This window comes from Acinetobacter sp. KAM396, assembly GCF_021602765.1.
GTDB classification, from domain to species: domain Bacteria; phylum Pseudomonadota; class Gammaproteobacteria; order Pseudomonadales; family Moraxellaceae; genus Acinetobacter; species Acinetobacter towneri_A.
Genome location: NZ_BPPH01000002.1, coordinates 1 through 22,215 on the forward strand (window position 1 = coordinate 1; position 22,215 = coordinate 22,215).

At 42.9% G+C, this 22,215-nt stretch carries 20 protein-coding genes and 1 pseudogene; 11 read left to right on the top strand and 10 right to left on the bottom strand.

The genetic code is table 11. The features are described 5' to 3' along the window. Nucleotides 1–107 (top strand): annotated as a pseudogene (locus tag L6C30_RS14955) (RNA-guided endonuclease TnpB family protein); the annotation flags it as partial. 194 nt (nucleotides 108–301) lie between these two features. After that, nucleotides 302–868 (top strand): hypothetical protein, encoded by a 567-nt coding sequence (locus L6C30_RS01435; RefSeq protein WP_236162849.1) that lies wholly within the window; start codon nucleotides 302–304, stop codon nucleotides 866–868. 166 nt (nucleotides 869–1,034) lie between these two features. Here the strand turns inward: L6C30_RS01435 and L6C30_RS01440 are convergent, their stop codons facing one another. After that, on the bottom strand, nucleotides 1,035–1,367 hold the full coding sequence (locus L6C30_RS01440) for a HopJ type III effector protein (RefSeq protein WP_230245435.1): 333 nt from the start codon (nucleotides 1,365–1,367) through the stop codon (nucleotides 1,035–1,037). Between the two features lie 181 nt (nucleotides 1,368–1,548). On the opposite strand from L6C30_RS01440, the gene crcB reads away from it, so the two are divergent. Then, on the top strand, nucleotides 1,549–1,926 hold the full coding sequence (gene crcB, locus L6C30_RS01445) for a fluoride efflux transporter CrcB (protein ID WP_019836897.1): 378 nt from the start codon (nucleotides 1,549–1,551) through the stop codon (nucleotides 1,924–1,926). 195 nt (nucleotides 1,927–2,121) lie between these two features. Here crcB and L6C30_RS01450 read toward each other — a convergent pair whose 3' ends face one another. From L6C30_RS01450 to L6C30_RS01465, 4 genes are all read right to left on the bottom strand, one after another. Further along, nucleotides 2,122–2,376 carry a type B 50S ribosomal protein L31 gene (locus L6C30_RS01450; protein ID WP_019836896.1) on the bottom strand — a complete coding sequence of 85 codons (255 nt, stop codon included), beginning with the start codon at nucleotides 2,374–2,376 and terminating at the stop codon, nucleotides 2,122–2,124. A 123-nt stretch (nucleotides 2,377–2,499) separates the two neighbouring features. Continuing rightward, complete coding sequence (locus L6C30_RS01455; RefSeq protein WP_236162850.1) at nucleotides 2,500–3,798, bottom strand: AarF/ABC1/UbiB kinase family protein; 1,299 nt, start codon at nucleotides 3,796–3,798, stop codon at nucleotides 2,500–2,502. A gap of 145 nt (nucleotides 3,799–3,943) precedes the next feature. Further along, nucleotides 3,944–5,308, bottom strand: coding sequence for an MATE family efflux transporter (locus L6C30_RS01460; protein WP_308444294.1), 1,365 nt, complete (start codon nucleotides 5,306–5,308; stop codon nucleotides 3,944–3,946). A gap of 38 nt (nucleotides 5,309–5,346) precedes the next feature. Continuing rightward, nucleotides 5,347–5,808 carry a DMT family transporter gene (locus L6C30_RS01465; RefSeq protein WP_230245433.1) on the bottom strand — a complete coding sequence of 154 codons (462 nt, stop codon included), beginning with the start codon at nucleotides 5,806–5,808 and terminating at the stop codon, nucleotides 5,347–5,349. 122 nt (nucleotides 5,809–5,930) lie between these two features. Between L6C30_RS01465 and hemW the strand changes: the two genes are divergently transcribed. Beyond that, a complete protein-coding gene (gene hemW / locus L6C30_RS01470) occupies nucleotides 5,931–7,085 on the top strand; it encodes a radical SAM family heme chaperone HemW (RefSeq protein ID WP_236162851.1) in 1,155 nt (384 codons plus the stop codon). A 129-nt stretch (nucleotides 7,086–7,214) separates the two neighbouring features. On the opposite strand, the gene L6C30_RS01475 is transcribed toward hemW, so the two are convergent. The 4 genes from L6C30_RS01475 to hemF all read right to left on the bottom strand — a co-directional run bounded on the left by L6C30_RS01475 (nucleotide 7,215) and on the right by hemF (nucleotide 11,808). Next, complete coding sequence (locus tag L6C30_RS01475) at nucleotides 7,215–9,038, bottom strand: acyl-CoA dehydrogenase C-terminal domain-containing protein (RefSeq protein ID WP_236162852.1); 1,824 nt, start codon at nucleotides 9,036–9,038, stop codon at nucleotides 7,215–7,217. Between the two features lie 415 nt (nucleotides 9,039–9,453). Next, the gene (gene aroE, locus L6C30_RS01480; protein WP_236162853.1) at nucleotides 9,454–10,242 is read right to left on the bottom strand and encodes a shikimate dehydrogenase; all 789 of its coding nucleotides are present in this window, start codon (nucleotides 10,240–10,242) and stop codon (nucleotides 9,454–9,456) included. A gap of 96 nt (nucleotides 10,243–10,338) precedes the next feature. Beyond that, a complete protein-coding gene (locus L6C30_RS01485) occupies nucleotides 10,339–10,545 on the bottom strand; it encodes a hypothetical protein (RefSeq protein ID WP_004974627.1) in 207 nt (68 codons plus the stop codon). A 318-nt stretch (nucleotides 10,546–10,863) separates the two neighbouring features. Beyond that, nucleotides 10,864–11,808 carry an oxygen-dependent coproporphyrinogen oxidase gene (gene hemF, locus L6C30_RS01490; RefSeq protein ID WP_131260599.1) on the bottom strand — a complete coding sequence of 315 codons (945 nt, stop codon included), beginning with the start codon at nucleotides 11,806–11,808 and terminating at the stop codon, nucleotides 10,864–10,866. A 231-nt stretch (nucleotides 11,809–12,039) separates the two neighbouring features. On the opposite strand from hemF, the gene hemN reads away from it, so the two are divergent. Further along, nucleotides 12,040–13,413 carry an oxygen-independent coproporphyrinogen III oxidase gene (gene hemN / locus L6C30_RS01495; RefSeq protein ID WP_236162854.1) on the top strand — a complete coding sequence of 458 codons (1,374 nt, stop codon included), beginning with the start codon at nucleotides 12,040–12,042 and terminating at the stop codon, nucleotides 13,411–13,413. Nucleotides 13,414–13,458: 45 nt separating this feature from the next. Here hemN and ribA read toward each other — a convergent pair whose 3' ends face one another. Further along, nucleotides 13,459–14,061, bottom strand: coding sequence for a GTP cyclohydrolase II (gene ribA / locus L6C30_RS01500; RefSeq protein ID WP_236162855.1), 603 nt, complete (start codon nucleotides 14,059–14,061; stop codon nucleotides 13,459–13,461). A gap of 308 nt (nucleotides 14,062–14,369) precedes the next feature. Here ribA and dxs point away from each other — a divergent pair, with 308 nt between their 5' ends. From dxs to L6C30_RS01530, 6 genes are all read left to right on the top strand, one after another. Beyond that, nucleotides 14,370–16,280: a 1-deoxy-D-xylulose-5-phosphate synthase gene (gene dxs, locus L6C30_RS01505; RefSeq protein ID WP_236162856.1), complete on the top strand. Its 1,911-nt coding sequence runs from the start codon at nucleotides 14,370–14,372 to the stop codon at nucleotides 16,278–16,280. Between the two features lie 104 nt (nucleotides 16,281–16,384). Continuing rightward, nucleotides 16,385–17,215, top strand: a complete 831-nt coding sequence (locus tag L6C30_RS01510) for an inositol monophosphatase family protein (RefSeq protein WP_230245427.1) — start codon at nucleotides 16,385–16,387, stop codon at nucleotides 17,213–17,215. Between the two features lie 487 nt (nucleotides 17,216–17,702). Then, nucleotides 17,703–19,553 (top strand): DEAD/DEAH box helicase, encoded by a 1,851-nt coding sequence (locus L6C30_RS01515; protein WP_019836884.1) that lies wholly within the window; start codon nucleotides 17,703–17,705, stop codon nucleotides 19,551–19,553. A 388-nt stretch (nucleotides 19,554–19,941) separates the two neighbouring features. Beyond that, complete coding sequence (locus L6C30_RS01520) at nucleotides 19,942–20,760, top strand: ABC transporter ATP-binding protein (RefSeq protein ID WP_026438077.1); 819 nt, start codon at nucleotides 19,942–19,944, stop codon at nucleotides 20,758–20,760. Then, nucleotides 20,757–21,536: a lipid asymmetry maintenance ABC transporter permease subunit MlaE gene (gene mlaE, locus L6C30_RS01525; RefSeq protein WP_019836882.1), complete on the top strand. Its 780-nt coding sequence runs from the start codon at nucleotides 20,757–20,759 to the stop codon at nucleotides 21,534–21,536. Before L6C30_RS01520 ends, mlaE begins: the two co-directional genes overlap by 4 nt. Continuing rightward, a complete protein-coding gene (locus L6C30_RS01530; protein ID WP_019836881.1) occupies nucleotides 21,536–22,213 on the top strand; it encodes an outer membrane lipid asymmetry maintenance protein MlaD in 678 nt (225 codons plus the stop codon). Before mlaE ends, L6C30_RS01530 begins: the two co-directional genes overlap by 1 nt. The last annotated feature ends 2 nt before the right edge of the window (nucleotides 22,214–22,215 follow it).

Sequence of the window (22,215 nt, forward strand, 5' to 3'; positions counted from 1 at the left end):
GGCAGTGTGTGGAGTGCGGTACGCTCCATGATCGGGATGTAAATTCCGCACTGAATATTCTTGCGCTCGGACATGAGCGTCTAGCAGTAGGAATCTCCGTCCTTTAGGTCGAGGAGGATGTCAAAGAGCATGTGCAGATCTGATTATGGATTTTATGACCCTAAGCTTAGCTGAAATTACAGGTTTTTGGTCATGCCAGAATAAGCGAATGAATGCATTTTGTTACCAATTTCAACTATTGTATTCATAATCTGTGATTAAGATAAATATAGATAGATGAATTTGTTAGGTAGATTTTAAGATGAACACACATATTTCGCTAAAACTCACGGCATTGTTACTGACTCTGGCTTTGCCATTTTCTGTCTATGCCTCAGTCAAGCGTAATATTGCCAAAGGTCTGCCTCCTGTATTGAAAAGTCAGTCGATTGAAGTGTTGCAACCCTTTAAAGGTGATTTTCGGATTTTGGGTTCAAAAATCTATCAAGATGATGCCCAAGCCAAATTTTCTCCGATTGATTATGCGGTGAGTTGGGGCTTGTTTGCTGAGCCTGAAATTGCCCGTCATATCACAGTCAATCAATATGACCGCTATTTAAACTGGAAAATAGACCGTTTACCTGTGCCTGCTGAACAAGCCATGCAAATGGTATCTAATATGCACATCATTCCTGCTAACCCAAAAATTGCCAAAGACATTCAAAAAGTAAAACGTGGTGATTTGGTGCGTTTAAAAGGTGAGTTGGTCGAAGTGAAAGATCACGACTTGGTTTGGACGTCCTCTCTTACACCAATCGATACGGGGGATGGTGCTTGTGAAGTATTTCGCGTTAGTTCAATTCAGTGGATTGAAAAAGCAAAAAGCTGAGTGTGATGTTTAGTTTAGAGTTTGAATTGTAGATACATGCCGAAACCGCATCTTAAACACGGTAAATAGCTTCAGTATTGCTCCTCGTGAAACGTACACATCCCTAATAAAAAACCGCATGATTAGGTTTAACTTTCATGCGGTTTTTGCTTGGTTAAAATTGTTTTTATTTGGCGCTAAGGGCTAGCGTTTCAAACTGAATACCATCCCAACCGTGCTGCATAAACTGGCGGATATTTTGATGATCAGTCCCTTCAGGTGTTGCAAGTACCGAAGCATAATGTTCTGCAAATAGGCTGAGGGTCTGCGCCTGATTTAAGCCATTGAGTTTCGCAAATGAAAAGATTTTGGCACTGCCTTGATTTTCATTGGCAGCGTTGAGCTGTTGCCCATTTTTAAAAGCAGTTGGCGTGTGGTTGTAACGTGCTTCAATAAATGTAAGCACATCGGTAAAGTTTGCAGTGCCTGCTTCAAGTTGCGCCAATAATTCCTGAGCCATCCTGTTCTCCATTGTGCCTAAAAATATTATGCAGACTAGCGCAATTTTTATAGCAAAGTCTATGTGTTTTTTGAGTGTAAAATGGCATTTAAAATCATGATTCTTGTATAGTGTGACTAAACTTTAATTGTGCGGTGATGGTTCATTCATCCCACTTTTTTTCATTAGGATTCAAAACACAATGAATTGGCTTTTGGTGGCAATGGGCGGTGCAATTGGCGCAAGTTTACGCTATTCTGCCAGCCTGTATTTATTTAAATCTACCCAGCATTTTCCGTGGGCCACGTGGACAGTGAATTTACTCGGTTGTTTTTTAGCGGGTGTATTTTTTGCATATAGTCAAAAATATCCCGCTTTACAGCAGGAAGCGCGTTTATTACTGATGGTGGGTGTTTTAGGTGGCTTTACTACTTTTTCTAGTTTTGGTTTGGAAACTTGGCAACTATTCAGACATGGACAGCAGGGGATGGCGTTTAGTTATGCGCTTTCTAGTGTGGTTTTAGGCGTGATGTTTTTAGGGTTGGGTTTTTATGTAATTCAACAGTTTTTAAAACATTAAATTAGGGTCTGTACCCGATTAATCGTTATGTAGAAGAAAATTACAAATAAAAAAGAAGCCCAAGCTGGAGGAGAGTGCTTGGGCTTTGAAGATAGAGGATATCGCATCGTTTCGATGAGCAATCTTGCTATGTTTAAAATATAAAACAAAAAGCTTAACTGAATATGAAGTGTTTGTGAGATTTTGCAATAAAACTCAAGCTTTGCGTTTGAAACGTGCAAAGCGTTTGTTGAAGCTCGCAACACGTCCTTCATTGCTGGTTTGACGTTGCTCGCCTGTGTAGAACGGATGCGATGCGCTTGAAATATCTAAAGTTACATAAGGATATACTTTGCCTTCATATTCTTTAGTTTGGCTGCTTTGTAAGGTGCTGCCAATCACAAAATAGGCATTGGCGTTGGTGTCGTGAAATAAAACTTCTCGATATTCAGGGTGGATATTTGGACGCATGAGATTTCTCCAAACTAAGTGTGTGATTATAAATATGTTATAACATAACAATTAATTTGGCAAATAAAACCCAAACAGATTGGGTTTTATTTTCAGCATCCTTTGCTTCGTCCAAAGCTGGGTCTAAGCTCGTGGTGGAACCAGTTCTTCAAAAATATCATTTAAATTATCATGTACTTTTAAATGAGTTAAATTCCAATAATGTCCTGAAACGGTACGATTCACCATTAAGGTATCGGGAGAAGGCTTAAACACATCCCAATATTTCAGGGAACTTTTGACCAACTCAACGCCATCATGATGCGCAGAATTTTCAGCAAAATCATAATGTGTGGTGAGTGGACGCATCAGCACTTCTAACCATTGCAAATATAAATCTTCAGGGAATTTGCCCAATGCAGAAATGGCCTGTAGTGTGTGTAAATGCTGTTCAATTTCGGCAATATCTTGCGCACGTGCAGCATGAATCAGTTGCCTAAAATGATGCACGACATCATTCGACAAAGTTTTGACGCCCCCGTAATCATAAATCACCACAGAACCATCTTGGCGAAACGCAAAGTTGCCCGGATGCGGATCGCAATGAAAGCGTTTTAAATAAAAGATTTCTTGGCCCATGGCACGCAATAAATGTCGTCCCAAAGTATTACGGGTACCCTGTGGCCATGTGCTTGCCGTTTCAATACTTTCACCTTGTTCTAGGCTCAATGTGAGAATATGCCGTGAAGAATAATCTTTAAACACTTTTGGGATAATAATTTTATCATCCAAAGCCGCGTGAAACGTACGCGCTACTTCTAGGTTTTGTGCTTCAATTTGGTAGTTCAGCTCATTATCTAAACTTTCCTGAATTTCCTGAAATAGACGGTCTTGTAATTTGCGGTCTATTTTAAGTACGCCCATTAAACGTAGCGCCAAACGGACTTGTTTCAGGTCACTTTCGCAGGCTTCATCGACCCCAGGATATTGCACTTTGACCACCACTTGCTCGCCATTGGGTAAAATGGCTTTATGCACTTGCCCAATAGATGCGGCTGCAAACGGAGTTTCATCAAAGTGTTTAAAAATTTTGTCGAGCGGTTTACCGAGTTCTTTTTCAACTTGTGCCTTAATTTCAGCAAAAGGCATGGCAGGTGCTTGGCGCTGTAATTTACTGATGGCTTTGGCAACTTCAGGCGGAAAAATATCTTTATATTGCGAGGCAATTTGCCCGACTTTCATCACCGCACCTTTCATTTCGCCTAAGGTATCAGCAATTTGGATACCAATATCCTGAAACAATTGGCTGCGTGCCGCATTTTTTTGTTCTTCATCTGCGGTGAGGTTTTTAATCGAGTTCGATACCGTTTTGGTTGCAATACTTGCTGTCATGCTCGCAAGTTTCATAAAGCGACGACCAGGTGTACGCGCCGTTTTTGCCATGCGATGTTCCTCAAGATCATCTTTACTATCTTTTGATCATAAGTGTTCGTGAGCAAAATGCCTACTTTTAATTGTTAAAGTATTTTTTGATCACAAGACCCACGTGCCAAAACGTATTTTGGCATGTAGGTGAGTAGGCTGAGGTTTATGCTGTAAATTGGCGTTCTAGTCGTCGATTATTGAAATATAAGCGGGTCAGAAGTAACACGCAGGCAATGCTTAAACCGACAATCAGTCCGACCCAAACCCCTGCAGCGCCCATACTGCTGTAACGGGTTAAATACACGCCAATGGGGAAGGCCACAACCCAATAAGCGAGCATGGTAATCCACATTGGGCCTTGCGTGTCTTGCATGCCCCGCAAACAACCTGCCGCGCTAATTTGCCATGCATCCATGAGTTGATAGGCAATCGCAAATAATAATAAAGACATCGTCACTTGCGCCACTTGCGGGTCGCGGGTGTAAATTGAAATGATTTCAGGACGGAAAAACCACATCAGTACCATGGTGGAAAAGGCAAATACAGTTGCAGTTGCAAAGCCCAAGCCTTGTACTTTACGCATGGCGTGAATATTTTGTTCGCCATAATATGTGCCAATACGAATGGTCAGGGCAATTGCTAAAGACATGGGAATCATAAATAACTGAGATGTGACCGACATGGCAATTTGATGTGCTGCCAGTTTGGTTTCTCCCAAAGGGCTAATCACAATAGCGGCAGTACTAAAAATACTCACTTCAAAGAAAATGGCTAAACCAATGGGCAGTCCTAACAGCAAAATACGTTTAATCCAGACCGCATCAATCGCTTCCCATTGGCTAAATACCTGCGTGCTTTGATAGGCGCGACTTTTAAAAATATAAAATGCCAAAGTTATAAACATTAACCATTGCAAAATCGCGGTGGCAAAACCACAACCCGCACTGCCCAGTTCAGGCAGAGGCCCCCAACCATACATAAACATAAAGTTCAGTGGAACCAATAAAGCCAATGCCAACAGACTAATTACGGTCACAGGGCGTGGATAACCCAGTGCTTCTGAATAACCGCGCAAAGCGGCATACATGGTCACGGCAGGCATCCCAAAACCGATGGCATGTAAAAATAAGCCTGCTTTGGGTTGTAAATTTTCAGGCACACCAAATAACGGCAATAGTGCCGGCATGAACTGTAAAATCAGCCCCGCAATCACGCCTAAAATAAATGCAATCCATAAAGATTGACGGGCGATGGTGACAATTTTTTCTGGAGTACGTGCGCCTTTGGCTTCGGCGACTAAGGGTGTGGTGGCAATCATAATGCCACTGAACAGCAGCATAATGGGCATCCATAAACCAACCCCAACAGCAATGGCCGCTAAGTCGGTGGCAGACATGTGACCTGCCATAATGGTATCAATTAGACCTAAACCAGCTTGCGCAAATTGTGTGACCAAAATTGGAATCATCAGTTTAAAAAGCTGTTTTAATTCAAAACGGGTCGTGGTCACAGAATGTATATTTGACACAAAAAATCTCAATGGCTGAGGTGCTTAGCGTTTGGGTATTAGCGTTGTAAAGTGAGAAGCACACCAATAAAAATCACTACGCTACCTAGAAGACGTTGCCAGTTGATAGCAACTTTTTCAGTGCCCAGGAACCCAAAATGATCAATCAGCATTGAGGTGACCATTTGTCCAAAAATAATCACCCCAGACAAAGTAAGCAAACTTAGTTTGGGAGCACTATAAATACTCATGCTGATGGCATAAACCCCTAAACATCCGCCAATCCATAAATACCAAGGAATGTTGAGCAAGGTGCTGAGGTTGGGTTTTTCGACTTGCTGAAAAAATACCAGTACGGCTAAAACTATTGTACCAACCAAAAAAGAGAAAAGGGCAGCTTGTAGCGGAGAATATAAATATTCACGCAATTGGCTGTTGATTGCAGTTTGAAATGCCATTGCAATCCCGATGCCCATCGCCAGTGGCAAAATTAAGAGTAATTGGCTGGATATCTTCATCATTTGCACATTTTTTCTTATTTCATAGACTCTAGTCTAAAGCAAATTCTAGGCAATACATCGGTGTCTTGCTGTAGTCATGTTAAAATCTGTATCACTGTTTTGATTTTGCATTGAGCCTGTCTTTGAACCCACTTCATCCCATTGATATTCCTTTATCTTTATATATTCACATGCCGTGGTGCGTTCGTAAGTGTCCGTATTGTGATTTTAATTCTCATGCTGTGCCTGACGGTAAATTGAGTTTAGATTTAGAGCAAGAATATCTACAGGCTTTGCTGGAAGATTTTAAAACCCAGACCCAGTTTGCGCAGGGTCGAAAAATCCACAGTGTCTTTATTGGCGGTGGTACACCTTCGCTGATTTCAGCACAGGGTTATCAATGGTTATTTACACAGCTGAAAGCCGTGCTTGCTTTTGAGGATGACTGCGAAATTACGTTGGAAGCCAATCCAGGTACAGTGGAGCATGACCCTTTTGCCGATTATTTGGCTGCAGGCATTAACCGGTTGTCGATTGGCGTGCAAAGTTTTAATACTGAGCATTTAACAAAATTAGGGCGTATTCATTCTAATGATGATGCGATTGCCGCAATTGGCTTGGCGCGTGAAGCGGGCTTTCAGCGAATTAATGTCGATTTAATGCATGGCTTGCCTGAACAGACTTTGCAGCAAGCACTGCAGGATTTAAAACTGGCAGTGGAACATGGTGCAACGCATATTTCATGGTATCAATTGACCATTGAGCCTAATACCGTATTTTTCCGCACTCAGCCAATTTTACCTGTAGATGATGTCTTGGAAGAAATTCAAGCGCAGGGTGAAGCCTATTTAACTGCGCAAGGTTTTGTGAATTATGAAGTGTCTGCATGGCGTAAAGAGTTGCCGTCTGCACATAATTTAAATTATTGGCAGTTTGGCGATTATTTGGCGATAGGTGCGGGGGCACATGGCAAAGTGACTTTGCCTGATGGTGTGTATCGCTTCCAAAAAACCCGTTTGCCGAAAGATTACTTAGCCAAAGTACCTGCGGAAAACTTGCAGTTTAAAGCAATTGCAGCCGATGAGTTGCCATTTGAATTTATGATGAATGCACTGCGCCTGAATGATGGGGTTGAAGAAAACTTGTATGCTGCCCGTACAGGTTTAAATTTGGAAGATTTGCAGGATATTTTAAATACATTGCGTCAGCGGCAATTGTTACAGGATGATCCAAAGCGATTGGCATGTACCGCGCAAGGGCATGTGTTTTTAAATTCAGTGTTGGAAGCATTTTTGTGATGCTTTGGGATTAGTCGAAATGGCAGCTGTGAATGATGATTCCAAAAAGATTTTGTAGATGGAAGTTTACAATTCAAAACCAAAAGAGCGCATTACGCGCTCTTTTGGTTTACATCTAATTAGAATATTTTAGTAATCAAAACTAAAATGTTCTGGTGCTAATGCAGTCATGGTTTTAGATGGGTTGATCATAGCTTCTGCATGACCTTGGGTGCGTGGCAATAAACGCTCAAAGTAGAAATCTGCAACTTTGATTTTGGCTTTATAGAACTCAGGCGTTTCTTGACCATTGCCTTCTGCCAATTTGGTCGAAGCTACAGCCGCTTGTTGCGCCCAGAAATAAGCCATCATGACATAACCAGAGAACATTAAGAAATCTACAGAAGCACTGGATACGATGTCACGGTCTTTACGAGCTGCCAACATAATGCGCACGGTTAATGCATTCCATTGAGCACATAGCTTGGTTAAGTCCCATGCAAAACGACGCATGTATTTGTTACGTGCGTGTTGACCACAGAATTTCAAAATTTCAGCGGTGTAGTCACGAATCACTTTACCCTTAGAGCTTAACAACACTTTACGACCAATCAAGTCGAGTGCCTGAACGCCAGTTGTACCTTCATATAGTGTAGAAATACGTGAATCACGTACAATTTGCTCCATGCCCCATTCTTTAATATAGCCATGACCGCCGTACACTTGCATGCCGTGGTTGGCAGCTTCATAACCCAACTCAGTCAAGAAGCCTTTTAAGATTGGGGTATAGAAACCTAAATGGTCATCATGTGCTTCAAAAGCAGCGGTATCACCACGCATTAAAGCGTCGTTCATTTTGTCTGCCAGTTGTGCAGCATGATAAATCATGGCACGACCACCTTCTGCTACGGCTTTTTGTGTTAATAGCATACGACGCACATCGGCATGGTGAATGATTGCATCAGCTACTTTTTCAGGGTCTTTTTTACCTGAAAGTGCACGCATTGACATACGTTCTTTGGCATACGGCAATGCACCTTGGAATGCCAATTCTGCATGGCAAATCCCCTGAATTGCTGTACCAATACGCGCAGTATTCATAAAGGTAAACATGGCATGTAAGCCTTTGTGTGGTTCACCAATCAAATAACCCACGGCATTGTCAAAGTTTAGGACTGCAGTTGCAGACGCGCGAATCCCCATTTTGTGTTCAATTGAGCCACAAGTGACAGGATTGCGTTCGCCCACCGTACCTTCTGCTGTTGGCAAGAATTTCGGTACGATAAATAATGAAATACCTTTCGTGCCTGCAGGTGCATCTGGGAGGCGCGCTAACACAATATGAATGATGTTTTCAGTCAGGTCATGTTCGCCTGCAGAAATAAAGATTTTGGTGCCTGAAATTGCATAGGTGCCATCGGCTTGCGGTTCTGCTTTGGTTTTTACCTGACCTAAGTCGGTGCCGCACTGTGGTTCAGTCAAACACATGGTGCCTGACCAAGTACCTGCAACCAAGTGTGGTAAATAGGTATCTTTTTGCGCGTCTGTACCAAATTGCATAATGGTATTGATACAACCTATGCTTAAACCCGGATACATTTGGAAAGACCAGTTTGCAGTACCCATCATTTCAGATTTAATAAGGTTCAGCGACATTGGCAAGTTTTGACCGCCGTATTGCTCAGGATAAGACAGACCTTGCCAACCACCTTGCACAAATTGATCATAAGCTTCTTTAAAGCCTTTAGGTGTGGTCACATTGCCATTTTCAAAATGACAGCCTTCTTCATCGCCTGATTGATTAAGGGGAGAAAGTACATTTTCACAGAAATCTGCTGCACCTTCCAAAATCATATCGACTGTATCTGCGTCCGCAAGTTCACCGTTAGAAAGATTTTTGTAGTGGGTTGGGTAATCAAGCACTTCGTTCATTAAGAAACGAATATCGTGTAATGGGGCTTTATACGCTGGCATAGTCTTAATCCTAATTTAGAAATAGTTTTGGATTATCTGTATCGATATGTTGATTATTCACACTCATGATTAAAAAACATTGATAAGAATAGCGAATAAAAATGTCAGAAATGCGAATAAATTTTTTAGACAAGGATTAGTTTAGTTTTATCGTGAATCGTGAAGAATAACAAGGTGTATATCTTTGATTTATTTGTATCATGTTGATTAATAATGCAAATATCAATATTAATACTTTGGTATATTGTGTTTTATAAGCTGCAATTTATATGGTTTTAAGGCGATATACGGGTGTCAATTAACCCAATTTTATGCGAAAAGATCATTTAATTTGCACAGGAAGTTTCAAATACTTTGAGCTAAGGAGCAGAAATAATGCCCCTTTGATCGAAAGTCATGGATGCTGCATAAAATTTTAGATGAAATCTTTTAGTTCAGGTTTCACGCCATTCCAGATATAAAAAGATTCTATCGCCTGTCCGACCAGCATGCCAAAACCTTCTGAGGTCGGTACGCCACGCGCTTTGGCTTGCTGTAAAAAGCTTGAAGGTTTGCCATAAGCCATTTCATAAGCAAAATTAAATTGCAAACATTCAGGCAAGGTAAGTGCATCTCCCGATAAACTAGCAGACGTCGCATTAATGGCTAAATCAAAATGACCTGTTAAATCGGTGAGCGCCATGGCTCGTAATTCTGCTTGCGGTACAGCGGCTTGCAAGTCGGCAACTAGTTGTTCAGCACGGGCAAGGGTGCGGTTGGCAATCACAATTTTTTTTGCACCTGCTTGTACCAACGGGTAAATTACGCCACGGGTTGCACCGCCAGCGCCAATAATCAAAATATCGCTATGATCTAAATTCCAGCCCAAAGTACGAATCGCATCAACCAAACCCTGACCATCGGTATTGTCGCCATGCAAAACACCATCTTGCATCCACAAGGTATTGACTGCCTTGGCAATTTGGGCTCGTTCGGTCAAGACGCCACATTCAGCAAATGCTTGTTCTTTAAAAGGTACGGTCACATTCATGCCTACGCCGCCATGGCTAAAAAAGTCTGCAACACTGTCTCTAAAACCATCAAGAGGGGCAAGGCGTTTGCTGTATTGCAGGTCAATGCCTGTTTTTTCTGCAAAGGCATGATGCAGTTCAGGAGAACGTGATTGTTCAATTGGGTTGCCAATCACGGCAAATTGTTTGCGCATTTGCCAAAATCCATGTGCTGAAATGTGCATCAATATACGTCAAATTCAGCGCGGACTAAAGCCTATGGCGGTATAAAACGGTGGGAGTCTTTGGACTTAAGGATTACAAATCTCTAAAACGGTTTCTAATACCAAAATAGTGGCAATCACGAACATGGCAATGCCAGCTAAAATGCTGCTACTAATGGCTAAGCCATCTGAAAGATGACTTTCAAAAATAAAGGTCATGCAAATTGAGCCAAGTAACATGGCAAAGGTTGCCCAAAATAAAAAGATTTTGTGTTTGAACAGCGGGCTAAACATGCGGATCTCCTGACAGATGTGGCGCAGTGTGACATAAGGCTTTGACAGTTTGATGAATTCGCCTTTGACTCATGGTTTGATGTATGGGTAGTTAAATCCTATTTGTGCATGGTCGAATAGGGTGCGCGGTCACATCATCTATTAAAATCCATCCGCACTATCATGACAGTTAATTCATGCTGTGCATATTTATTGATTTGAAAATAAGCAATAAAGTTTGTAAGTAAAAAAGCGATTCGTGGAAGAATCGCTTTTTTGAACCTTGAATGTGATCTTTTTTACACTGCGATGTACGCAAGGTTTCACCAGTCGCGAGCTTTAACTCGTCTTGAGATTTAACCAATCGCGTGGTTTTAAGTAATAGTCGGTGAGTTTTTTCTCTGCGGAATCTTCTGCCCATTCAGGACGGTACGACCATCCCGCCAAGTTCGGTAAGCTGACTAAAATGGACTCAATCCGTCCACCTGTCTGCAAGCCAAATAAAGTGCCGCGGTCGTAAACTAGATTGTATTCCACATAGCGTCCACGACGGTAAAGCTGGAACTCACGTTGTGCTTCGGTATAGGCTTTGTCACGATTACGCTCAAAAATAGGCAGAATTGCAGCCAAATAACCGTTACCCACCGCCTGAATATAGTTGAAACAGGTGTCAAAGTCCCATTGATTCAGATCATCAAAAAATAAACCACCCACGCCACGCTGTTCATCACGGTGCTTTAAATAAAAATAGTCATCACACCATTGTTTATGTTCTGCATAGACTTGATCGCCAAAAGGCGCACATAAGTCATGTGCTGTTTGGTGCCATGCCAACACATCTTCATCATTTGGATAAAATGGTGTCAGGTCAAAACCACCACCAAACCACCAAATTGGCGGTTGTCCTTCAGGTTCAGCGACAAATAAACGCACATTGGCGTGCGAGGTGGGTACATGCGGGTTTTTCGGGTGAATTACCAATGATACACCCATCGCTTGCGCAGGTGCGCCTGCAATATTGGGATGACGCTCAGTTGCAGAAGCAGGCAGTTTGGAAATATTGATATGCGAAAACATCACCCCGCCTTTTTCAATGACTGTACCGTTTTGTAAGACACGGGAACGACCACCGCCACCTTCAGGACGTTGCCAGTCATCAATTTCAAACTGTGCGCTTCCGCCACCTGCCTGTTCTTGTTGTTCTAAAGCCGCACAAATTCGCGCCTGCAAATCGAGAAGAAATTCACGTACACGTTGAATATCCGCGTGAGTAGGATGCGACATGGCCACCTCAGGATAAAAATAAAATGGCTTACATCAAAACATAAAACTGTCTAAAAATTAAGGGGTTTATCCAGTTTGCTGCAAATCGCTCAGGCAATTGCGCAAGGTGCTTTGTATTTCAGCATGTATTCCGAGCAAAAGACTAGGTTGATTTCCATGCCTAAGCTCAGCACAATAGTTTTTACAATCTAAATTTTAGTCAGCAGCAATTAACTGAATGGGGCAGAGTGGATGACACAGCAGGCAAATTCTTTAATTCAAAAATACAATGTGCCTGGACCACGTTATACCAGTTATCCAACCGTACCTTATTGGGATGATGCTACTTTTTCAGCCGAGGCATGGCAGCAGACGCTGAAGCGTTCTTTTGATGAGTCTAATGCCAGCGAAGGCATTAGTCTGTATATTCATTTGCCATTTTGCGAAAGTCTATGCACTTTTTGTGGCTGTCATAAACGTGTCACCAAACGCCATGAAGTTGAACAGCCATACATTCAGGCGTTATTAAAAGAGTGGGACTTATATTGCCAATTGCTCGAAAGCACTCCCATCATTAAAGAAATTCATTTGGGCGGTGGCACACCAACTTTCTTTTCTGTCGAACATTTGACGCAGCTCATTCAAGGCATTCTGGCAAAAGCCAAAGTGGCAGAACAGCACGAATTTAGTTTTGAAGGTCATCCCAATAACACCACCCGCGAACATTTACAGGCCTTATATGACTTGGGTTTTCGTCGGGTCAGTTATGGCGTGCAGGATTATAATGAAAAAGTGCAGCGCGCCATTCATCGGATGCAGCCTTTTGAGCATGTGCAACGTGTGACCGAGTGGGCGCGTGAAATTGGCTATGATTCTATTTCACATGATTTGGTTTTTGGTTTGCCCTTTCAAAATCTAGACGATGTACTGAATACCATTGAGCAGACCCAACGTTTAATGCCAGACCGTTTGGCATTTTACAGTTATGCGCATGTGCCATGGATTAAAGGCAATGGGCAGCGTGGTTTTAAAGATGAAGATGTACCTAAAGATGAATTAAAACGTCAGTGCTATGAAGAAGGCAAACAGCGTCTTTTGGCCTATGGTTATCATGAAATTGGGATGGATCACTTTGCCTTAGAAAGTGATGGTATGTATCAGTCGTTTAAAAATGGTACCTTGCATCGTAATTTTATGGGCTATACCGCATCTAAAACGCAGCTAATGATTGGCTTGGGTGTTTCATCTATTAGCGACAGTTGGTATAGCTTTGCGCAAAATGAAAAAAGCATTGAAGATTATTATGCACGTTTAGCCTGCAATGAAATTCCTGTGTTTAAAGGGCATGTGCTGGATCGGGAAGATTTGGTGATTCGTCAGCATATTTTGAATTTAATGTGCAGCTTTGAAACCTCTTGGGCTAATCCCGAACTGAACTTTGCAGAAATTGAGCAGGTATTACAGCAATTGCAAGAAATGCAAGAAGATGAATTGCTGTCGATTCAAGATCAGCGCATTCAAATTCTGGAAAAAGGCAAACCCTTTGTGCGCAATATTTGTATGGCCTTTGATTTGCGCTTAAAACGCCGTATGCCAAATAACCGTATTTTTTCGATGACGATTTAAGTAAATCAGGTCTAAATTGCGGCATCCCTAATTAAAAAAGGTGACTTAGAAGTCACCTTTATCATACATGTGCGCCATACGCTCATGCTTGGTTTGCAAATACTCCTCATTGAATGGATTCAAACCCACAGTGAGTGGTACGCGGTCTACCACCGTAATCCCTTGTTCTTGCAATGCTTGAATTTTCAACGGGTTATTGGTAATTAGGCGTACAGCCTTGACCTGCAAATGATCTAGCATAATGCTGCACATGTCATAGCGACGTGCATCGGCAGGTAAATTCAGCATCAAATTGGCCTCGACGGTGTCATGTCCTTGATCTTGCAGGGCATAAGCACGAATTTTATTGGTCAAGCCAATGCCGCGGCCTTCTTGGCGTAAATATAAAATCACCCCTTGTCCTGCATCATTAATCAGGCGCTGAGTAGCTTGTAACTGCGGGCCACAATCGCACTTCAAAGACGCGAAAGCATCGCCAGTTAAACATTCTGAGTGGATGCGTACTAAAACAGGTTCGCTAGGTGCGGAGTCTAAACCTTTGGATAATGCCACATGTTCTTCGCCAGTTTCAGGATCTTGAAATACCGTAATCTTGAACTCACCAAATGCGGTCGGTAATCGTGAGGTTGCGACAAACTTAATCGGCACTGTTTAACTCGTGAAATAGTCGATAAATTGTTTAAAGTATAGCGTAATGCCCAGACATTAGTAGAATAGCGAACACGAATTTATACAGAAGATTTTCTTTTTTGTATAAAGCGCACGATAATGGTTGATAAATAGTGAGATTATTCAGGATAATCTACCCACCCAACGTGTGCCCAACTGAAATCACTGCTCAAAACTACATCGCTAGAAATGTGGCTGATTGAAGGTAATACCATTCGGTTATATGATCGAGTAATTCCCATTGACCTCGCTTAGGATTTGCCAGGCTTTAGAAGGCTTTGCCACATATGCTGTATACAGAAATTCCAACTCAACGCCCTGTAACACCATTGCTCGATACGATTGACCATCCGCAGCAATTACGTTTACTCGCGCAAAGCCAGCTTCCACAGGTGGCAGATGAGTTACGTCAATTCATTTTGTATGCCGCAGGTCAAAGTGGAGGACACTTTGGCGCAAACTTAGGCGTGATCGAACTGACTGTTGCGCTGCATTATTGCTTTAATACTCCACAAGACCGCTTAATTTGGGATGTCGGTCATCAGGCTTATCCGCATAAAGCCCTGACAGGACGCCGCGAGCAACTCACCACCATTCGTGCCAAAGATGGCTTGGCTGCATTTCCTGCGCGTGAAGAATCTATTTTTGATACCTTTGGTGTTGGTCACTCCTCAACAGCTATTTCTGCAGGTTTGGGGATGGCATTGGCACGTCGTTATCAGCAAAACCCATGTGAAGTGGTAGCAATTATTGGTGATGGCGCTATGACGGCAGGGATGGCCTTTGAAGCCATGAATGATGCAGTTGCGCATCAGGCCGATATGATGGTGGTGCTGAATGACAACGATATGTCAATTTCATGCAGCACAGGCGGCTTTGCCAAACATCTTGCAGCGATTTGGGAGCGTGGTGAGTCGGTTCATGTCAGTGAAACTGGCGAGGCTTACGTGCAGCCACATCCGAAGTGGACGTATAACTCGCGTTTGCACTGTGCCGCCACTGAAGCTGCAGACAATTTATTTAAAGCCATCGGGTTTGATTATTTCGGCCCTTTCGATGGGCATGATGTTGAACAACTCACACATGTGTTTAATGCGCTGAAAAAACGTAAAGGTCCACGTTTAATTCACGTTTACACCAAAAAAGGCAAAGGTTTTGCGCCTGCAGAAGCCGATCAAATAAAATATCACGCCATTGGTAAAATTCATGCCAAAGCTGGGCCCGTTAGCGCGCCTAAATATTCTGATGTATTTGGGCAGTGGTTATGTGATCAGGCAGAACAAGATTCACGTTTATTGGCCATAACGCCAGCCATGTGCGAAGGTTCAGGCATGGTGCAATTTGCCAAAAAATTTCCAGAACGCTATTTTGATGTCGCGATTGCCGAACAGCATGCCGTGACTTTGGCTGCGGGTATGGCCTGCGAAGGTTTAAAGCCTGTGGTGGCGATTTATTCTACCTTCTTGCAGCGCGGTTATGATCAACTGATTCATGATGTCGCTTTGCAAAATCTGGATGTCACTTTTGGTATCGACCGTGCAGGTTTGGTGGGTGAAGACGGCCCAACCCATGCAGGTGCTTACGACTACGCCTATATGCGTACCGTACCGAATATCGTGATTATGGCGCCAAAAGACGAAAATGAATGTCGTCAAATGCTGCATACGGCTTATTTATATAATGGCCCTGCAGCAGTGCGTTATCCACGCGGGCATGGTTTAGGGGTCGAAATTCAGCAGCAAATGACAGCAATTCCATTAGGACAAGCTGAAATTGTGGCGCAGTTCAATCCACAATATGATGACTATATTTCAGTGCTGGCTTTTGGTAGCCGTGTGCAAGCGGCAGTTGAGGCGGCAGAAGCATTTGCTCAGCAGCATGATGTCGCAGTACGTGTGGTGAATATGCGTTTTGTGAAGCCATTGGATGAAAAACTGTTAGCTGAGATTGCAGACAGCACTGCATTATTCGTCACTGTAGAAGAGCATGCGATTATGGGTGGTGCAGGCAGTGCCGTGAGTGAATACTTGGCGAAGGCCCAGATTGTCAAACCGATTATTCATTTAGGTTTAGAAGATAGCTTTATGCAACAAGCGACACATGGTCAAATGCTGCAACAGGCAGGTTTAGATGCACAAGGCATTGAAAAATCAATGCAAAATGCTTGGCAAATACTGCATCAATCTATATTGAATTAATTTTTAGCAACACTTCTTCCCCAAAAGCCTCAATATTTGCTAAAATATTGGGGCTTTCATGCATTATTCTTTATCAATCTCTTCAAATTTGTAGTGGGTGTTCAATGGAACCTATGGTGGTGATGGCTGCGCGTGCGGCTCAAACAGTTGGTCAAGAGCTTTTAAAAGCGCATCAGAATCGTCATAAACTCGATCTACAAGTCGAAGAAAAAGGCATTGATGGTCCTGTAACGCGCGTAGATCGTTACCTCGAGCAATTGACCATTGATACTTTACGTAAAAGTTATAAAAATCACAGCTTCTTGGGCGAAGAATTTGGTATGCAGGAAGGTAAAGGTCACGATGCCGACTGGTGTTGGGTGATTGATCCTCTAGACGGCACTTTAAACTTTGTTCACGGTTTCCCTCATTTTTGTATTTCCATTGCAGTGCAACACAAAGGTGTGACACAGCACGGTGTTATTTACGATCCTGTAAAAGATGAATTGTTCTCTGCGAGCCGTGGCCGTGGTGCGATGATGAATCAACGTCGTATTCGTGTAAATGTAAAAGACAGTTTAGATAACACTTTCTTGGCAGTGGGTCATGCTTATCGTGCCAAGCGTGATGGCGAAATTGTTTCTTATGCCAAAAACCATTTTGAAAGTTTATTGAATGTGACAGAAGCAGGCGCTCAATACCGCCGTGCAGGTTCTGCTGCATTGGACTTGGCTTATGTGGCTGCAGGTCGTTTAGATGGCTATTTTGAACTTGGCTTAAAACCGTGGGATATTGCTGCGGGTGAGTTAATTGTGAAAGAAGCGGGCGGTACTGTGGTCGATGCACGTGGTGGCAGCGACTCTATGGAAAATGGTCAAGTTTTAGCATGTTCAATGAAAATGTTAAAACCACTCATGCAAGCGGTTGTTCCAGCTTGGGGCGAAGCAGCGAAATAATCAGCTGATCGTATTTATAGTACCTAAATAGGACATTTAGCAAAGCTCTCATCCTGAGGGCTTTTCTTTTAGCTAATGGTCTAAAACTGCCGGTTTTAAATCTGTTGTTGTCGTCTGCATACTGGTCATAAAAGCACAATCTATCACTGTTTACACAAAAAACAGCCAAAGTCGATTAAATGAGGTGACTTTTAAAATAATCCTGCTATAATTCGCGCACGCACTTAATTTCTGTTCATTACCTGAACATTTCTCTTCTAATCATTGTGTATGCGCGTGCGGTCCAAAGAGAGGACGATATCTCGCGCCCCAATCGCTAAAGCGATTCCTTCAGGTTAAGCCGTAATCATGCGTGCGTTATATCACATCGTCGTTACTCGGATCGCCGCTGAATCTTAAATTGTCAGCGATAATTGCTGTACCGCTTTTTGCCGATGTCCATCTGACTTTATTTAATGGAGCACCCATTTTCAGGGTGAAAATCTCTATGAGCAAAACTTTTGCTGATTTTTCTTTACATGAATCTTTACAACAAGCTTTAGAAGGCTTGAACTTTACTACGCCGACTCCTGTTCAAGAACAATCGATCCCAGCGGCACTTGAAGGTAAAGACTTATTGGTATCTAGCCAAACAGGTTCTGGTAAAACTGCTGCATTTTTACTCCCAACTTTAAACGTATTGGCGAGCCAAGACACTTTCGTACCATTTAAAGAGCGTATGAAAGCTATTACTCAGCCTTCAATTTTAGTGCTTTGCCCAACACGTGAATTGGCTCAACAAGTTAGCCAAGATGCGATTGCATTTGTACGTCACATGAAAGGTGTACGTATTGCAGCAATTATGGGTGGTATGCCTTTTGGTAAGCAAATCCAACAATTAAAAGGTGCGCAAGTGGTTGTAGCGACTCCAGGTCGTTTACTTGACTTGGTGAACCGTCGTCAAATCAAACTTGATAAAGTTGATGCCTTAATTGTAGACGAAGCTGACCGTATGCTCGATTTAGGCTTCTCTGAAGACCTAGAAGCGATTAGCGATTTAGCTGCTAACCGTAAGCAAACCTTAATGTTCTCTGCAACTTTTGCAAGCCGTATTATCACACTTGCAGAACGCATGATGAATGAGCCTGTACGTATTGCGATTGAAACAGGTCACTCAACCAACATGGACATCACCCAGACTTTACACTGGACTGATGGTTTCGAGCACAAGAAAAAATTATTGTCACATTGGTTATCTGATGAAGGTGTAGATCAAGCGGTTGTATTTGCATCTACTCAAGAAGATACCGATATGTTGGCTGAAGAATTGGCTGAAGCGGGTCACTCGGTTGTTGCACTACACGGTGCAATGCCACAAACCGTTCGCAACCGTCGTTTACGCAGCATTCGTGAAGGTCGTGCAAAAATCTTGGTTGCAACAGACGTTGCAGCACGTGGTTTAGACGTACCAACTATTTCTCACGTGATTAACTTCGGTTTACCAATGAAAAATGAAGACTATGTACACCGTATTGGTCGTACAGGTCGTGCGGGTCGTACTGGTAACGCGATTACTTTGGCAACTTACCGTGAGCGCGGCAAAATCCGTGCGTTAGAAGATTTCTTAGATGCACGTTTAAGCGTTTCAGAAATTGAAGGTTTAGAGCCATCTCCACCTCCAGCACGTTCTGGTCGTGACGGTGGTCGTGGTCGTCGTGATGGCGGTCGCGGTGGTCGTGGCGGTTTTGGTGGCGGTCGTCGTTTTGAAGGCGAAAGCAACTTTAAACGTCGTGAAGGCGGTGAAGATCGTCCACGTCGCAGCTTTGATGACAAACCACGTGGCGAACGTCCTGCATTTGGTGAGGATCGTCCGCGTCGCGAGTTCAACTCAGATCGTCCACGCCGTGAAGGTGGTTTCGGTGATCGCCCACAACGTTCATTTGAAGATCGTCCGCGTCGTGAGTTCAATTCAGATCGTCCACGCCGTGAAGGTGGTTTCGGTGATCGTCCACAGCGTTCATTTGAAGATCGTCCACGTCGTGAATTTAATTCAGACCGTCCGCGTCGCGAAGGTGGCTTCAACGATAAGCCGCGTTTTGATGCGAATGATGACAACCGCGGCAACCGCGTAGACTACAAACCACGTCGTGAAGGTAGCTTCGGTGATCGTCCAAAACGTGATTTTGGTGATCGTCCTGCACGTCGTGAAGGTGGTTTTGGTGACCGTCAACCACGTTCGTTTGATGATCGTCCTAAGCGTTCTTTTGGTGGCGAAGATCGTCCACGTCGCGAGTTCAATTCAGATCGTCCACGCCGTGAAGGTGGTTTTGATCGTCCACGTCGTAAATTTAACGACTAAGACCGCGATAGCAATTTGTATAAAGAAAAACCAGTGCTCAGCGCTGGTTTTTTATGATAAAAATTTTTGCTTTAGATAAATAAAATGTATAATAGGTCACGTTTTTAACTCTATTTGCTAATTATGAACATCAGTAGCTTACGATTGCTTATGCAGACGAGAGAGGGAATGATGCCGTTTATTGGTTTAGCACTCATTTTATGCAATTTAGTGTATTATATTATTTCTTCTTACTTTTAAATTGTTGCTGTCCTAAAAGTGATTTAAATAACAATAATAAGACTGCTTGAACAATATGCGCACATTTTTTAAAAATTTGCTAGATAACATTTTGCGCTTCAATCCTTTATAGTATGCGTGCTGAAAAAATGCAGGAAAACCCTCAGCTATGAATAATCCAATGCCTCAACATGAGCCGTCATTGATTGAAGTCAATGAACTGAGCTTTAAACGAGGAAAACGTGTCATTTATGAAAATGTCAGTTTAAAGATTCGCCGTGGTCAAATTACTGCCATTATGGGACCTTCAGGTACAGGTAAGACTACATTATTACGGTTGATTGGCGGTCAGTTGACTCCCGATCATGGTGATATTCTTCTAGATGGAAAAAATCTTGCGCAAATGTCGCGCCAGGAGTTGTTTGCTGCGCGCGCACGTATGGGCATGTTATTCCAAAGTGGTGCGCTATTTACTGATATGAGCGTATATGAAAACGTTGCATTTCCATTGCGTGCACATACCCAGTTACCTGAACATTTAATTGCGGAGCTGGTGGCTTTAAAACTCGAAGCAGTCGGTTTGCGTGGTACAGAACAACTCCTGCCTGCAGAACTCTCAGGCGGGATGAACCGTCGTGTGGCACTGGCACGTGCAATTGCGTTAGACCCTGAATTGATCATGTACGATGAACCGTTCGCCGGGCAAGACCCGATTGTAAAAGGCGTGTTGACCCGATTAATCCGTTCGTTGCGTGAAGCGTTAGATTTAACCACCATCATTGTCTCGCATGATGTTGCTGAAACTTTATCCATTGCTGATTATATTTATATTGTTGCGGAAGGCGTGATTCAGGGTGAAGGTACACCTGCAGAATTAAAACAGCATGAATCAGCATTTGTGCGTCAGTTCTTAACAGGCGCTGCCGAAGGGCCAGTCGATTATCAATTTAGCCATCGGGCTTATTTAAGTGATGAGGTGCGTTCATGAATGCTATTGCCGCACTAGGTCAACGCGTCATTGAGCGTGTTCGTGGCATTGGTGTCGCCACCCAAATGTTGTTGCAAATTCTGTTTTCAATGCCAACCCTGCTTGGGGTGAAGTTATTCCTGTACCAAATGTACCGTGTTGGCGTGATGTCATTATTGATTATTGCGGTTTCAGGATTATTTATTGGTCTGGTATTGGGCTTACAAGGCTACTCTATTTTGGTCAATATCGGTTCAGAAGCCATGTTAGGCACCATGGTGTCTTTGACTTTGTTACGTGAGCTTGCGCCTGTAGTGGCTGCACTTCTATTTGCAGGACGTGCAGGTTCTGCATTAACTGCAGAAATTGGTCTGATGAAAGCTACAGAGCAATTGGACAGTATGGAAATGATTGGGGTAGACCCACTCAAACGTATCGTGTCACCACGTTTATGGGCGGGAATTATCAGCCTGCCGATGCTGTCCATTATTTTTGCTGCGGTTGGCATTATGGGCGGTAAAATGGTTGGGGTCGATTTTCTAGGTGTCGATGAAGGTTCTTTCTGGAGTGGTATGCAAAGCAACGTCCAGTTTTATAAAGATATTTTCAACGGTACCATTATTAAAAGTTTTGTTTTTGCATTTATTTGTACTTGGATTGCAGTATATCAAGGATATGCCTGTGTCCCTACATCGGAAGGCATTGCGACATCGACCACACGAACCGTGGTGTATTCTTCATTATGTGTTTTAGGTTTTGATTTTGTGTTGACTGCGGTCATGTTCGGAGGTGTTTAATGAAATCACGTACAAGTGAGCTGGCCGTAGGTGTATTTGTCATTTTGACAGGCATTGCATTATTTTTCTTGGCCATGAAAGTCAGTGGATTGGTGGGTACCAATTTGCGCGACAGTTATAATATGACTGCAACATTCGACAACGTGAATGGTTTAAAACCACGCGCTAAAGTCACCATGAGCGGTGTCACGATTGGGCGTGTTCATGATATTAGCTTAGATCCTGTATCACGTTTGGCGACAGTTGAATTTGAACTCGATGGCAAGTTGACCAGTTTTAATCCTGAACAACTGAAAACAGTGCAAAATTATGCACTTGAAGAGTTGCGCTACAGTGCAGAATACCAAGACGCAAGTCCTCAGCAACAAAAAGAAATGGAACAACAACTGTTAGGCAACATGAAATCCATCACCAGTATTGATGAAGATGCTTATATAATGGTAGCAACAAATGGTCTATTGGGTGAGAAATATCTCAAAGTGGTTCCAGGTGGTGGTTTGAACTTTGTGAAGCGTGGTGAAAGAATTGCCAACACGCAAGGCACCATGGATCTAGAAGATTTAATCAGTAAGTTTATTACTGGCGGTGCAGCGAAAACATCCGGCGCAGCGTCAGACGCAGATAAAGATACAGCGACAGCTGAAACAACAGATGCAGAAGTGTCATTTGTTGAGTAATG

Excerpts from the sequence above, each read along its gene's own strand:
- hemF (WP_131260599.1), bottom strand. The coding sequence starts at position 11,808 with ATGTCGCATCCTACTCACGCGGATATTCAACGTGTACGTGAATTTCTT.
- L6C30_RS01450 (WP_019836896.1), bottom strand. The coding sequence starts at position 2,376 with ATGCGTCCAAATATCCACCCTGAATATCGAGAAGTTTTATTTCACGAC.
- L6C30_RS01475 (WP_236162852.1), bottom strand. The coding sequence starts at position 9,038 with ATGCCAGCGTATAAAGCCCCATTACACGATATTCGTTTCTTAATGAAC.
- L6C30_RS01485 (WP_004974627.1), bottom strand. The coding sequence starts at position 10,545 with ATGTTTAGCCCGCTGTTCAAACACAAAATCTTTTTATTTTGGGCAACC.
- L6C30_RS01465 (WP_230245433.1), bottom strand. The coding sequence starts at position 5,808 with ATGATGAAGATATCCAGCCAATTACTCTTAATTTTGCCACTGGCGATG.
- L6C30_RS01435 (WP_236162849.1), top strand. The coding sequence starts at position 302 with ATGAACACACATATTTCGCTAAAACTCACGGCATTGTTACTGACTCTG.
- hemN (WP_236162854.1), top strand. The coding sequence starts at position 12,040 with ATGACACAGCAGGCAAATTCTTTAATTCAAAAATACAATGTGCCTGGA.
- L6C30_RS01515 (WP_019836884.1), top strand. The coding sequence starts at position 17,703 with ATGAGCAAAACTTTTGCTGATTTTTCTTTACATGAATCTTTACAACAA.
- mlaE (WP_019836882.1), top strand. The coding sequence starts at position 20,757 with ATGAATGCTATTGCCGCACTAGGTCAACGCGTCATTGAGCGTGTTCGT.
- dxs (WP_236162856.1), top strand. The coding sequence starts at position 14,370 with ATGCTGTATACAGAAATTCCAACTCAACGCCCTGTAACACCATTGCTC.
- L6C30_RS01510 (WP_230245427.1), top strand. The coding sequence starts at position 16,385 with ATGGAACCTATGGTGGTGATGGCTGCGCGTGCGGCTCAAACAGTTGGT.
- crcB (WP_019836897.1), top strand. The coding sequence starts at position 1,549 with ATGAATTGGCTTTTGGTGGCAATGGGCGGTGCAATTGGCGCAAGTTTA.
- L6C30_RS01530 (WP_019836881.1), top strand. The coding sequence starts at position 21,536 with ATGAAATCACGTACAAGTGAGCTGGCCGTAGGTGTATTTGTCATTTTG.
- L6C30_RS01520 (WP_026438077.1), top strand. The coding sequence starts at position 19,942 with ATGAATAATCCAATGCCTCAACATGAGCCGTCATTGATTGAAGTCAAT.
- L6C30_RS01440 (WP_230245435.1), bottom strand. The coding sequence starts at position 1,367 with ATGGCTCAGGAATTATTGGCGCAACTTGAAGCAGGCACTGCAAACTTT.
- L6C30_RS01455 (WP_236162850.1), bottom strand. The coding sequence starts at position 3,798 with ATGGCAAAAACGGCGCGTACACCTGGTCGTCGCTTTATGAAACTTGCG.
- aroE (WP_236162853.1), bottom strand. The coding sequence starts at position 10,242 with ATGCGCAAACAATTTGCCGTGATTGGCAACCCAATTGAACAATCACGT.